This is a genomic window from Labrenzia sp. THAF35, assembly GCF_009363595.1.
GTDB classification, from domain to species: domain Bacteria; phylum Pseudomonadota; class Alphaproteobacteria; order Rhizobiales; family Stappiaceae; genus Roseibium; species Roseibium algicola.
Genome location: NZ_CP045380.1, coordinates 4,813,245 through 4,826,128, shown reverse-complemented (window position 1 = coordinate 4,826,128; position 12,884 = coordinate 4,813,245). Strand labels below are relative to the sequence as shown.

Sequence of the window (12,884 nt, the reverse complement as noted above, 5' to 3'; positions counted from 1 at the left end):
CCAAAACGGCGCGTGGTTACTGTTGTTGGTGTGTCGACAGACAAAAAAGAACCCGCGGCAAAAGCCGCGGGTCTGGTGTTTTCAGCTGAAGCGGCGTTCAGCCGAGGTTCAATTCCTTGAAGAAGTCGTTGCCCTTGTCATCAATGACGATAAAGGCCGGGAAATCCTCGACTTCGATTCTCCAGACGGCTTCCATGCCCAGTTCCTCGAACTCGACCACTTCCACCTTCTTGATACAATCCTGCGCAAGGCGAGCGGCCGGACCGCCGATGGAGCCGAGATAAAATCCGCCATGAGCCTGGCAGGCGCGGCGCACCTGAGCGGAACGGTTGCCTTTGGCCAGCATGACCATGGAACCGCCGGCTGCCTGGAACTGATCGACATAAGCATCCATGCGTCCTGCGGTTGTCGGACCGAACGAACCTGAAGGCATTCCCTCCGGTGTCTTGGCCGGGCCAGCGTAATAGATCGGATGGTTCTTGAAATAGTCGGGCAGGGGCTCGCCGCTTTCCAGCCGGTCACGCAGCTTGGAATGGGCAAGGTCGCGGGCAACGATCAGCGGTCCGGAAAGCGACAACCGGGTCTTGATCGGGTGTTTGGAAAGTTCGCCCAGGATTTCGGACATCGGCCGGGTCAGGTCGACTTTCACCACATTGTCGGACAGGTGGTCGTCGGTGACCTCCGGCAGGTATTTTTCCGGGTGCATCTCGAGCTGTTCCAGGAAAATCCCGTCTTTCGTGATCTTGCCGACGGCCTGCCGGTCCGCAGAGCAGGACACGGCGAGGCCGATTGGCAAGGACGCGCCGTGACGCGGCAGGCGGATGACACGCACATCGTGGCAGAAATACTTGCCGCCGAACTGGGCACCGACGCCGGTTGCCTGGGTCAGTTTGTGGATCTCGGCTTCCAGCTCGAGGTCACGGAAGGCATGTCCGAGTTCCGACCCTTGCGTCGGCAGGCCGTCAAGATAGCGGGCCGAAGCCAGTTTTGCTGTCTTGAGGTTCATTTCCGCAGACGTGCCGCCGATGACGATCGCAAGGTGATAGGGCGGGCAGGCCGCGGTGCCGAGCGTGAGGATCTTTTCCTTGAGGAATTCCACCAGCCGGTCATGGGTCAGCAGGGATGGCGTGCCCTGGAACAGGAAGGTCTTGTTGGCAGAACCGCCACCCTTGGCCATGAACAGGAACTTGTAGGCATCTTCACCTTCGGCATAGAGCTCGATCTGTGCCGGCATGTTGTTGCTCGTGTTCTTTTCCTCGAACATCGAAATCGGCGCGAGCTGGGAATACCGCAGGTTCTTCTTGAAATAGGCGTCCCGGGAACCTTCGCCGAGTGCCGCTTCGTCCGACCCGTCGGTCCAGACCCGGCGGCCCTTCTTGCCCATGATGATTGCGGTGCCCGTGTCCTGGCACATTGGCAGAACACCGTGGGAGGCGATGTTCGCGTTTTTCAGGAGATCAAACGCAACGAATTTGTCGTTCTCGGTCGCTTCCGGATCTTCCAGGATCTTCTTCAGCTGTTCCAGGTGGCCTGGACGCAGGAAATGGTTGATGTCCTTGAAGGCCTCTTCGGCAAGAAGGCGTAGACCTTCAGCTTCGACAACCAGTACCTCTTCGCCGTTGAACTCGGCTGTCTTGACGTGGTCCGACGTCAATTTCCGATACGGGGTCTTGTCTTCTCCCTGAGGGAAAAGGGCGCTGTGCTGATAAGCTGGAGGTGTGAGCGGAGCGTTCATAGGAGGCTTTCCTGATCTGGCTGCTTCCCGTCACATCGGGAAGCGCTGGAACGTTGAGTGCTGTTCTCATACGGCAAAAAGGCTGCGGACGCCAAGTGCCGCAGCCTGATCAAATGGTCGGAGCCGGAAGTCTTGTTTGCCGAACGCGATGTCAGCGGATCGCCGTAAGATCCAGGGTAACGGTGACGATATCTCCGACCGTGTCGGTGCCGACGCCGCTGCCAAGCTGATAGTCGAGCCTGTTGACGATGGCCGTCCCCTTTGCTGTGGCGGTGTCGCCCGCGATGTCCAAGGTGAAATCCATCTCGACCGGCTGGGAAATTCCCTTGATGGAGAGCGTGCCCTGTGCCCGGTAGCTGTTGCCTTCGACAAGCTCGACAGTGTCGGACGTGAATTCGGCCGTCGGGAAGTCCCCGGCGTTGAACCAGTCCTTGCCAGGCAGGGTGCCATCGAACTGGGCGTTGCCGGTGGTGGCGCTCATGGGTTTGATTTCAGCACTGATCTTGGCGGTCTCAGGGGCCGCAGGATCAAAATCGATGTCTGCTTCCCACGACGCGAAGACGCCAGTCAGCGTGCCGCCGCCCTGTTTGACTTCAAAGCCGAGCTTGCTCTTGTCCGGATCGACTTTCCAGGTGTCGGCAAACGCCGGTGCGGTGAAGGTCGTCGCCGACAGGACTGCAACGGCATATGTAAAATGCTTCAATGTCATCTGCGGATTTCCAGTTCGTGTTGTCAGCTATCGGCCTTGGCGGGTGCGGTTGAAATCATGCGTTTCAACGTGGCGTCGCGGGCGATGAAGTGGTGTTTCAGCGCAGCTGCGACATGGACGGCAATCAGCGCAATCAGCAGATAGGCGCCGTATTCATGCAGCAGCTTGAAGAAGGTTTCCGCCTGTTCCTGCGAACCAAGCACACCTGGAACCGGCAGATGCGGCACTGGCCAGGTGTTGAACAGGATGGTCGGAATGCCCCACGGCGAGGCCGACACCATGAACCAGCCGGTCAGTGGCAGTGCAAACAGAAGCGCGTACAGGCCGACATGTCCCAGATGCGCCCCGGCCTTTTCCAGCGGGTGCATGTTGTCAGGCAGTTTCGGCGAAGGGTTGAGAAGGCGCCAGACAAGACGGAGCACGGCAAGCGTCAGCACCACAAAGCCGATCGACTTGTGCAACTGATAGAGTTCAAAGGTTGCCTGTTCAGTCGGGGGAAGCTGGTGCATGTAGAGGCCGAGGCCAAGCATGCCGATGATCAAGACTGCCATCGTCCAATGGAACGCGATGGCGATTCTTCCATACCCGGTTGAAGTGTTGCGCAGCATGGCGGCTCCTGGAAAACGGAGGCCGGTCTGTCCGGCCTCCGAGGGTGTTCACTTAGTTGGTCGCGTCGGACTTGAGCGCTTCGGAATGGAAGGTCACGGTAATGTCGTCACCTACATAGGGAACATACATGTCCATTCCATAGTCGGAACGCTTCAGAACTGTGGAAACGGCAAAACCGGCAGCTTCCTTCTTCGCCATCGGGTGCTCACCAAGTGCAGTGACATCAACGGTCAGGGTCACCGGCTTGGTGATGTCCTTGATGGTCAGGTCGCCGGTCACTTCCAGCTGGTTGTCACCGGTCTTTTCGACCTTGGTGCTCTTGAAGGTCGCCTTCGGGAATTTTTCAGCGTCAAAGAAGTCCGCGCTCAGGAAGTGCGCGTTGCGCTCTGCCCAGAACGTGTCGAGGCTGCCGACGTCGATCGTGAATTCGATGGAGGAATTGGCAGGCGTGTCCTTGTCGATCAGCAGCGTGCCTTCCCATTCGCCGAAACGGCCTTCGGTCGTGGAGTAGCCAAGGTGGTTATAGGAGAAAGCCAGGTTGGCGTGGGACTTGTCGAAGTCGTAGGCCACCGGTTCGGCAAGGGCGGTGCCTGCAACGAGGGAAAGGGCAAGCGCAGAAGCTGCGAGACGGATCATGATCAAACCTCATAGATGTTACCAGAAGCGTTCGCTCATGAACGCTGCAGACTGGAACATAGGAAGAAAATTGTGCGGTGCAATTTGACTGACTGTTCGTAAATGCTGAACAATAATTCAGTTGATTTCTTCACCGTTAACTGTGTGGCTTTGGAAAGATTTTCAAGCGTCAGGGGGATAGAAAGTCGACCCTGCGGTATTGGGTGAGAATCGCGATAGAATTCCGAGGCTGAAGTGAATTGTTCAGTCATTCAATTAAGGGTTGTCGCGACCGGTAAGCACATGAAATTGCGAGGGAAGTTGTAGTGTCATCATTTCATCAAGAATTTCAGGCACCTGTTTCATCGACTTCCCTCTAGAGTGGCCGTTTGCCAGCCCTATCCAAGCTCCGGATATCACTCTGGAGACACAGGAGACCTAACCGTGAAACAAGCCGTCGTTGTGTGCCACCGCGGAGCCAGCCTTCAGGCTCCGGAAAACACGATTGCCTCGCTCGAGGGAGCAATTGCGCTTGGCGCCGAGGTTGTCGAGTTGGATGTTCGGCCGTCCAGGGATGGCATCCTCTACGTGATGCACGATGCAACTGTTGACCGGACGACGGATGGAAGTGGCCGAATTTCGGATATGACTTCCGACGAAATTGACCTTCTTGATGCAGGGAACTGGTTCAAGGAGACCTTCAAGGGCGAGCGAGTTCCAAGGCTCGACGCGTTTCTGGATACCTGCAAGGGCCGTATTGGCACCTATGTTGAGATCAAGGAAGGCGACCCCGCGGAAATTCGCGACATGCTGGCAGTGCGCGGCATGCTGGGTGACGCCTGGACGTTTTCGTTCGATCAGGCAATCCGCGCTGAAGCCCGTGCAAAGGTACCGGATCTGCGACGCATGGTTCTTTACGCTCACGTTGGTTCGGTCGAGCGCGCTGTTGCCCAGGGTGCGCATATTCTGGAATTCCATGAAGATGACCTGGAAGAGAACCTCATAAACGAGGCAAAGCAGGCCGGATTGATTACGCAGATGTTCTACGCCGGGTCTGAACGAGCCGTTTTCGAGAAAGCCGTGCGCTGCGGCGTCGAACAAATGAACATCGACCAGGTCGAAATTTTCAAGTCCGTGGAAAAAGAGCTTTTGGCAACCGTCTGACGCTTCGGCGTGATGCAACTCGCATTCAGACGGAAATCATTGACTGGCGTGGCCGGGAACTTACGGGTTCCTGGCCGTTTTGTTTTGGAATGATTGAAAAAATATTTTGAGCGTCATACGCCATTTCGATCAGGGATCGCAGGTATCTATGATTGTGATTTTTCTCTAGTTATCCAAAAACACAATCTTAAATAGTTTTAATATTAAAATTTTATCTAATATGGGAAAAAGTTGGAAACGTTAGATGATAGAACAATTTTTACTAAAAGAATGAAATAAAAAGGTTTCCCATTATAATTCAAGTCTTGTTAACGGGGGCGGAATAGCTTGCCGAGCTTCCGAAGCTGGGCCAAGAGAGGGCTCCCATGTCCAACAAAATAAACGTCAATTGCTCAGGTCAGGCCAGTTGCATGGCAGCAAAAGCTGATGACGTTGGACAGTTCTGGGATCTCCGGATGCGGTTGGCAGCGTCGCTTCTGCTGGCTGCCCTTATGGCCTTCTGGTTTTCTCAAGAGGCATTGTCGCAAGACGCGGAGACAGGTGGCACGCCGTGGCACTGGTCGGTCGAACGCGTCAGCGGCCGGGTCATGGTGCAAACCCGTGCCGGCGAGACCTTTGCCGTCAAGCGTGGCATGACGGTGCGCAAGGGATGGAAGATCAAGACCGGCGGTGGGCGTGTAGTCATCAATCGGGGTGAAGAAACATTCGTTGTTTCTCCAAATTCTGTTGTGACGCTTGAGCCGAAGGGCGTGCTGATCAAGCGAATGGTCGTCTACCAGGACCTTGGTCAGGTAGATGTGGACGTAAAGCGCCGGTGGTATCGGCATTTCAAAGTGGAAACCCCTTTCCTTGCCGCTGTTGTCAAAGGAACTCAGTTCAGGGTCAAGGTCGGCAACAGGACTGCGTCGGTCAATGTGGGGCGGGGCGTTGTCGGTGTTCATGACTTTGCATCCGGAGATCGTGCCGACGTAGGCGCCGGTCAGGCGGCCGCCACCAACCCTTCGCGCCGCGTCGGTTTATCCGTCAGCGGAAAGAACAAGCCTGCGGTGCGTTCTGGCCCCAAACGGGCTCCTTCATTCGAAACACGCGTCGTGAAGAACGTGCCAGCTACCAAAGCTGAAGCAAGAGCTGCCAATGGCGGCAACCGGGGCAATGCTGGAAATTCCCGCTCGGGGAACAACGGCAATGGCAACTCCGGTGGCAATGGCAACGGCAACTCCGGTGGCAACGGGAATGGCAACTCCGGTGGCAACGGAAACGGTAATTCCGGCGGCAACGGAAACGGTAATTCCGGTGGCAACGGAAACGGCAATTCCGGCGGCAATGGCAACGGCAATTCCGGTGGCAACGGCAACGGCAATTCCGGCGGCAACGGCAATGGCAATTCCGGTGGCAACGGCAATGGCAATTCCGGTGGCAACGGAAATGGCAAGGGTCGGTAACGCCACTCCGTCTGCGAAAAGGCATCGCCCGGGATATTACTGCTGAAGGCGTTCCAGGAATATGACGACAAGCAATCCGTATTGCCGGACGCAAGTCGTGGAGGTCGGGCTGGGTAACTCCGTATGTTACGGAAGATTACCTAGCTCCTTTCTGTTTTGAAGTAGTCGTTTATCGCAACTAGTGACGAGCATAGGCAATATTTTCCGCCTGTCTTCACGTTGGGTTAAACGCTGAAATGCTACACAGGATGTGTAGAGCTCAATAAACCTGTCCGTGGGTTCTGCGCACGGCATTGACATTCAGTCGTAACGTGTTGAAGAGCAAGATGAAAAAAGACGCTATGTATTCAGTCGAGCGGAAAGCAGGATCACTTCTGCGGGTCCTCTTGCTTGCAGCTCTGGTCCTGTTTCCTGCTGCTGCGAATGCTTCGGACTGGGTCGTCAAACGTGTGTCCGGCATCGTTTATTTCGTTGCGCCTGGCGTGGAAGCTTTCCGTGTCAAAAAGGGCATGGTGTTTGAAAAAGGCTACACCATCGGAACCAGAGCAGGTGCCCGCGCTCTCATAGGCAGAGGCGGCGAAACCATTGCCGTTGGGCCAAACACCACCTTTGCCATGTCATCATTCCGCAGCAATGGAACAAAGACCACACTGCTGCAGAGAAAGGGGACGATCGAGGTCGATGTTGAAAAACGGCAGCAGCCGCATTTCACCGTCGAAACCCCGTTCTTTGCCGCTGTGGTCAAAGGTACGCGATTTGAGGTCAATGTGCAGGGCATGCAGGCACGCGTTTCCGTCGAACGTGGCGTCGTCGCTGTGGAAGATTTCGCTTCCGGCGACAGGGTGGACCTGACAGCCGGTCAGGCTGCTGCCAGTGCACCGTCGAACCGGGTTGGCCTGTCTGTAAGCGGTCGCACCAAACCGACCGTAAAATCTGGAGCCAAGCGCGCGCCTGCATTCGAAACGCCGGCCGTGAAAAACGTGCCATCAAATGCAGCAGAAGCGAAATCGGCGAACTCGAACGGGAATGCCGGCAAAGGTAACAACAATTCCGGCGGCAAAGGTAACAACAATTCCGGCGGCAATGGCAACGGAAATTCCGGTGGTAATGGCAACGGGAATTCTGGCGGAAACGGTAACGGCAATTCCGGTGGCAATGGCAACGGGAATTCCGGCGGCAACGGCAACGGGAATTCCGGTGGCAACGGAAATGGCAATTCCGGAAGCGGTAACAACAACGCAGGCGGAAACGGTAACGGCAATTCCGGTGGTAACGGCAACGGGAATTCCGGTGGCAATGGAAATGGCAATTCCGGGAGCGGAAACAACAATGCCGGCGGGAACGGCAAAGGCAATTCCGGAAACGGAAACGGAAAAAACAAGAATTGACGGTAATCAGGATGCCGCAGGTGCGAGGCTATGCCACTGACACCTGAAGTGCGGACTGAGAAAGTGGGCGGTGGGTGTGCTGATCGGAAGCTCTGAACAGCGGAAACGGATAGCGAGCGCGGTCTTGATCGTGGTCGGCGTGATCGCCGCTGTGGCTGTTCTGCGCACGGTTGCCCTGACCACGGCGTTCGACCGGTTTCTATGGGAGTTTCGTTTCCACACGATCGAAAGACCGGTCTCCGGCGACATCGTGGTCGTGGATATCGATGCCAGAAGCCTGAATGAACTCGGCGTATGGCCATTGCCGCGCCGTCTTTATGCCGACCTGACAGATCATCTGGCTGAAGCGGGCGCCCGCGACATCGTATTCGACATCGATTTCAGCTCAGCTTCCAATCCTGAAGATGACACGCTGTTTGCAGCCGCGATCGAGCGCGCCGGTAAGGTCAGCCTTGCCGTGTTTCGGCAAGCTGCTTCGGCTGAACAGCACGCTGGGGAAGTCGTCAACCAGCCGATCGAACAGTTTCTGAATGTTGCCTGGCCGGTCGTCGTCATGGTTCCGATGGAAACCGACAGCCGCATCTGGCGAAATCTGTACGGTTTCGAAATCAATGGGAATTCGGAGATCTCTGCCGCGGCTCTCCTGGGTGAGTACACCGGAGACGCAGCCGGAAGTTTCGGCATTGATTACAGTATCTCACTGGAACAGATTGAGCGGGTATCGCTTGTTGATGTCCTGAACAAGTCAGCGGCCCCAGGTCTGTTTCTGGACAAGAAGGTGATCGTCGGTGCAAGTGCGCAGGAGCTTCGCGACCTGTTTCCTGTTCCCGTCTACGATGTCTTGCCGGGAAGTGTAATCCAGGCTCTCGGCGCCGAAACGCTGTTGCAGAACAGGGCCATGGAAGTCAGGGGTGAGGGGATTGCGGTCCTGTGGGCACTCCTTGTTTTCTTCGCTCTGCTTCTGACGAAAATCGAAGGCTGGTCCCTCAAGATCAGCATTCTTGCGCTCTGTGCGATCATGTTTGAAATTGGTGCCATTGCCATCCAGAAGTCGGCTCCCGTTCTTGTGCCGACCGCAAGTTCGCATCTCATTCTGCTTTTGGCAGCCGCAAGCATCGTCTTGCGGGAACTGGGCTTTCACAAGTTCCTCTCGCACATCGCCAACGTCAGACGCCGCAACAGCGAGCGTATGCTCGGTCTTGTCTTCGACGACAGCTTTGATGCAATCGTCGTCCTTCAGAATGACGGTCGTGTCTCCGCTGCAAGCCAAATGGCCCGCTCGTTGTTCCAAAGCGATGCTCTTGTCGGTAAGCCTGCCAGGAATGTACTGCCGCTGGAGCTGGTTGAAGAAGCTTTGTCAGTTCTTGCCGATCCTGGAAACCGTCAGCCGGTGGCCAAGATCCTGGACATGCGCCTGGATGACGGAAGACGCCGGTTTATCGAATATGTCGTCACGCGCTCTGAACGCACGGTCGCGAAATCGAAGAAACTGCGCGATATGGAAATCGAAGCGGTCGCCTGTCTGACATGTCGGGATGTGACGGAAGAAAAGGAATCTGCGGAACGCCTTGCTTATCTCGCACGGTTCGATCCAAGCACCGGGCTTTTCAACCGGAACGGTTTCGAAGAAGAAGTTGCCGCAACGCTTAAGCTGGCTCGCGGCACGGGCCAGGAAGTATGCCTGGTTCAATTCGCGATTGCCAATTTCGATCAGATCGTTGCTTCGCTCGGATTTTCCTACGGTGACCAGCTTCGTGAAACGGTCGCGATGCGTCTGAAAAGCCATCTTTCCGCTCGCACGACATGGGCAGCCATTACAGCAGATGTTTTTGCAGGCGTATTTCGCTGTGAGCCGGATCAGGATCTGGCGCTGATCGAGTCGCTCCAGGAAGTGATCGGCGAGGACTACAAGATCGAAGGCGCCAGAATCTCGGTGCAGCTCAAGTTCGGGTACATCGTTACCAGCGGAGACATGACACCCGAGCATCTTTTGAAGAAATCCGGCAATGCCCTGGCCAAAGTCCGGCGAAACAACCGGTCGCCGGTCCTGCGTTTTCTGCCGGAGATGGACGCAGCGCTACAGCGCCGGCGCCAACTGGAGACGGAACTCTTCAAGGCTATCGTCCGTGACGAGCTGCACATGGTCTATCAGCCACTCACCAATCTGGCCGACCGGTCGATCTTCGGCGTTGAAGCGTTGCTGCGATGGGACCATCGGGAACTGGGGCCGATCTCGCCCGCCGAGTTTGTCCCGATTGCCGAGGAGAACGGTTATATCGTTGAATTGGGGGCCTGGGCATTGAACAGGGGAATGAAGGAAGCGCTGACCTGGTCGAGCCACCTTCGTCTGTCCATCAATGTGTCAGCCATACAGTTCAGCCGCGGCAATCTTGTTGCCACTGTCGGCGAGGCGCTGCAACGAACCGGCTTCCCTTCGGACCGCTTGGATCTCGAGATCACGGAATCCCTGTTCATCGATGAAACGCTCGACCTGAAGTTTGCCATGGAAGAAATGCGGGCGTTCGGCTGCAGCTTCTCACTGGACGACTTCGGGACCGGCTATTCTTCACTCGGCTACCTGCCCAAATATCCGTTCTCGAAGATCAAGCTCGACAAGACATTTGTTCGCCAGTCGATCGCCAGCAAACAGGACATCTCCGTAATCGAGGCAGTTCTGCATATGGCGAAGGGCTATGGAATGTCCGTCATCGTCGAGGGCATCGAAACCGTTGAACAGGCTGAGCGGCTTCGTGAACTGGGCTGCAAGTACGGTCAGGGCTACCTTTTCGGGCGCCCCATGAGTTCCGCCAATCTTCAGTCGACACTGCTCAACGCAGCGTAATGCGTCCCGGCGTTGGGCCGGGACGCAAGGCAATTACATGCCGAGGCCGCCGATGCAGCTGTATTTCACGTTCAGATAATCGTCCAGACCGTACTTCGAGCCTTCGTTGCCCATGCCGCTGTCCTTGACGCCGCCAAAGGGAGCAACCTCCGTCGTAATGACACCTTCGTTGACCCCGACAAGACCATACTGAAGCTGTTCCATGACGCGGAAGGTGCGGCCAAGATCCTTGGTATAGAAGTAGCAGGCGAGACCGAATTCGGTGTCATTGGCAAGTCGCACCGCTTCTTCTTCAGTGTCGAACTTGAACAGAACGGCAAGCGGGCCAAAGGTTTCTTCGCGCGCCACCTTCATATCGGACGTCGCCTTGGTGATCAGTGTCGGCTCGAAAAACGTTCCCGGTCCGTTGGGGCGGTGTCCGCCTGTAATAAGTTCACCACCCTTGGACAGCGCATCCTGCACGTGATCGGCGACCTTTTCGACAGCAGCTTCGTTGATCAGCGGGCCTTGGGTCGTTCCGGCTTCAAGACCGTTGCCGACCTTCAGCTGCGCCGCCATCGCGTCCTTCAGCTTCTGGGCAAAAGCGTCGTAGACGCCTGCCTGCACATAGAGCCTGTTGGCACAGACACAGGTCTGCCCGGAGTTGCGGAACTTGCTGGCAATTGCTCCTTCGACAGCCTTGTCGAGGTCGGCATCGTCGAAAACGATAAAGGGCGCGTTGCCGCCGAGCTCCATGGAGATCTTCTTCATGTTGCGGCCAGCATTCCCGGCCAGCAGCTTGCCGACACGGGTTGAACCGGTGAACGTCAGTTTCCGCAGAACGGGGTTCTCGCACATCTCCTCGCCAATCGCCGGAGCGTCACCTGTGATGATGTTGATCACGCCCTTGGGAAGACCGGACTTTTCCGCCATCACGCCGTAGACCAGCGCTGAATAAGGGGTGAATTCGGCAGGCTTCATCACCATTGTGCAGCCGGAGGCCAGGGCTGCGCCAAGCTTGCGGGCAATCATCGAATTCGGAAAATTCCAGGGGGTGATCGAGCCGACGACCCCGACAGGTTCCTTGGTCACCAGAATGCGGCGGTCTGCCCAGGGCGAGGGGATGGTGTCGCCATAAACCCGTTTGCCTTCCTCGGCAAAGAAACGGATGTATTTCACACCAAGCGCAATCTCGCCTTTGGCTTCAGCAAGCGGCTTGCCCATTTCCGTGGTCAGGAGGGCGGCCAGGTCGTCCAGGTCGGCCATGATAGCATCGCAGAGAGCGTGCATATGGTTGGCCCGCGCCTCGGCCGTCAACGCTTTCCAGGCGGGAAGCGCGGCCTCGGCAGCCGCAATCGCCCTTGCGGTTTCAGGGCGCCCGCAGAAGGGAACGGTTCCGATCGTCTCTCCGGTCGCAGGGTTGGTTACGGCGACCGTCTGTCCGCTGTCCGCATCGCTCCATGCTCCGCCGATAAACACTTTTTCCTTCAAGAGTGCAGCATTCAATGACATGGGTAGTTTCCTGAACCGTGAGAGGGGCAGACGCTGGTGGTCTGACGGATCGCCCGGCAGTGAGTGCATTCTGACGAACGCGAGGAGCGGAGCCAGAAAGGCTGGAGGGTCCAGCTTTCGGGCCTTAGCTCGATTCCGGCCAGGAAATCGTTGACCTAGAGATAGGGGGGAGGCGCGAGGTCTGGCAAGCGCTTTTCCCGGCCAAGCGTACTGTGCCGGAAAATAGTAGGCAGACAAACAAGCAGTCAGGCCACGGTCTGGCGACCCAAGAGGGGCGGGGACGCGGATAATCCACTTAACGCCTGCGCCGAAGGACACCAGTCCCATTGCTTTGCAGAATTTTGAGCCAAGCAAATCACACGTTTGAAAACGGCCACCTTTTTATTGGCGGCCGTTACAAGAAGATTGGTCATTCAGCGAAATGGATCAGCCTTCAAGACGATCCTGTAGCGTGGCAATCTCGTCGGCAAGTGCCTGAGCCTGGCGTTGAACCCTGTCGAGGGCAACACGCATGCTATCGAGATCGGAGGTCGTGCTGCTTTCCGAAACCGGCGGTGTCCCCCGGCCAACCAGCAGCCACGTCGGGCTTACATTCAAGATACCGGCAAGCAAAACGAGTTTGTTGGAACGCGGTTCGGACCGGTCACTTTCCCAGCTCTGCAGGGTGGATGTCTTGATGCCCAGCCGACGTGCAAGCTGGGCGGTCGAAAGATTGGAGGCATCGCGCGCCTTGCAGATCCGTTCACCCAGAGTGTAGTCACTGCTGTTTACCGACATGATTGCACCCCCGTCATTCACGGCTGTCTCCGTCACCGAAAAAACGGTTTCCTCCGGATGGGACGGAGTATTTCTCATAAATTGTTTGGTCATGGCGGGCACACTCGCACGA

At 56.6% G+C, this 12,884-nt stretch carries 10 protein-coding genes; 4 read left to right on the top strand and 6 right to left on the bottom strand.

What is annotated here, in order from left to right:
- Positions 1–97 precede the first annotated feature (97 nt).
- The 4 genes from FIU93_RS22080 to FIU93_RS22065 form a co-directional block, all read right to left on the bottom strand.
- Positions 98–1,735 carry a fumarate hydratase gene (locus FIU93_RS22080; RefSeq protein ID WP_075283804.1) on the bottom strand — a complete coding sequence of 546 codons (1,638 nt, stop codon included), beginning with the start codon at positions 1,733–1,735 and terminating at the stop codon, positions 98–100.
- A gap of 151 nt (positions 1,736–1,886) precedes the next feature.
- Positions 1,887–2,444, bottom strand: a complete 558-nt coding sequence (locus FIU93_RS22075; RefSeq protein WP_022999453.1) for a YceI family protein — start codon at positions 2,442–2,444, stop codon at positions 1,887–1,889.
- Between the two features lie 23 nt (positions 2,445–2,467).
- Positions 2,468–3,052 (bottom strand): cytochrome b, encoded by a 585-nt coding sequence (locus FIU93_RS22070; RefSeq protein ID WP_077293030.1) that lies wholly within the window; start codon positions 3,050–3,052, stop codon positions 2,468–2,470.
- 52 nt (positions 3,053–3,104) lie between these two features.
- Positions 3,105–3,689 carry a YceI family protein gene (locus FIU93_RS22065; RefSeq protein ID WP_022999451.1) on the bottom strand — a complete coding sequence of 195 codons (585 nt, stop codon included), beginning with the start codon at positions 3,687–3,689 and terminating at the stop codon, positions 3,105–3,107.
- A 423-nt stretch (positions 3,690–4,112) separates the two neighbouring features.
- On the opposite strand from FIU93_RS22065, the gene FIU93_RS22060 reads away from it, so the two are divergent.
- The 4 genes from FIU93_RS22060 (at position 4,113) to FIU93_RS22045 (ending at position 10,504) form a co-directional block, all read left to right on the top strand.
- Complete coding sequence (locus FIU93_RS22060) at positions 4,113–4,832, top strand: glycerophosphodiester phosphodiesterase family protein (protein ID WP_152506755.1); 720 nt, start codon at positions 4,113–4,115, stop codon at positions 4,830–4,832.
- A gap of 410 nt (positions 4,833–5,242) precedes the next feature.
- On the top strand, positions 5,243–6,274 hold the full coding sequence (locus FIU93_RS22055; RefSeq protein WP_209010203.1) for a FecR domain-containing protein: 1,032 nt from the start codon (positions 5,243–5,245) through the stop codon (positions 6,272–6,274).
- 326 nt (positions 6,275–6,600) lie between these two features.
- Positions 6,601–7,662, top strand: coding sequence for a FecR family protein (locus FIU93_RS22050; protein WP_209010202.1), 1,062 nt, complete (start codon positions 6,601–6,603; stop codon positions 7,660–7,662).
- A 76-nt stretch (positions 7,663–7,738) separates the two neighbouring features.
- Positions 7,739–10,504: an EAL domain-containing protein gene (locus tag FIU93_RS22045; protein WP_209010201.1), complete on the top strand. Its 2,766-nt coding sequence runs from the start codon at positions 7,739–7,741 to the stop codon at positions 10,502–10,504.
- Between the two features lie 33 nt (positions 10,505–10,537).
- On the opposite strand, the gene FIU93_RS22040 is transcribed toward FIU93_RS22045, so the two are convergent.
- Both FIU93_RS22040 and FIU93_RS22035 read right to left on the bottom strand, forming a co-directional pair.
- Positions 10,538–11,995, bottom strand: a complete 1,458-nt coding sequence (locus FIU93_RS22040; RefSeq protein WP_055653901.1) for an NAD-dependent succinate-semialdehyde dehydrogenase — start codon at positions 11,993–11,995, stop codon at positions 10,538–10,540.
- 426 nt (positions 11,996–12,421) lie between these two features.
- Entirely contained in the window at positions 12,422–12,772 is a 351-nt protein-coding gene (locus tag FIU93_RS22035; protein ID WP_075282623.1) for a helix-turn-helix domain-containing protein, read from the bottom strand.
- Between the last annotated feature and the right edge of the window lie 112 nt (positions 12,773–12,884).

What these genes read in the sequence shown, in the direction of transcription:
- FIU93_RS22055 (WP_209010203.1), top strand. Translation starts at nt 5,243, where the DNA reads ATGGCAGCAAAAGCTGATGACGTTGGACAGTTCTGGGATCTCCGGATG.
- FIU93_RS22070 (WP_077293030.1), bottom strand. Translation starts at nt 3,052, where the DNA reads ATGCTGCGCAACACTTCAACCGGGTATGGAAGAATCGCCATCGCGTTC.
- FIU93_RS22040 (WP_055653901.1), bottom strand. Translation starts at nt 11,995, where the DNA reads ATGTCATTGAATGCTGCACTCTTGAAGGAAAAAGTGTTTATCGGCGGA.
- FIU93_RS22050 (WP_209010202.1), top strand. Translation starts at nt 6,601, where the DNA reads ATGAAAAAAGACGCTATGTATTCAGTCGAGCGGAAAGCAGGATCACTT.
- FIU93_RS22080 (WP_075283804.1), bottom strand. Translation starts at nt 1,735, where the DNA reads ATGAACGCTCCGCTCACACCTCCAGCTTATCAGCACAGCGCCCTTTTC.
- FIU93_RS22065 (WP_022999451.1), bottom strand. Translation starts at nt 3,689, where the DNA reads ATGATCCGTCTCGCAGCTTCTGCGCTTGCCCTTTCCCTCGTTGCAGGC.
- FIU93_RS22035 (WP_075282623.1), bottom strand. Translation starts at nt 12,772, where the DNA reads ATGTCGGTAAACAGCAGTGACTACACTCTGGGTGAACGGATCTGCAAG.
- FIU93_RS22075 (WP_022999453.1), bottom strand. Translation starts at nt 2,444, where the DNA reads ATGACATTGAAGCATTTTACATATGCCGTTGCAGTCCTGTCGGCGACG.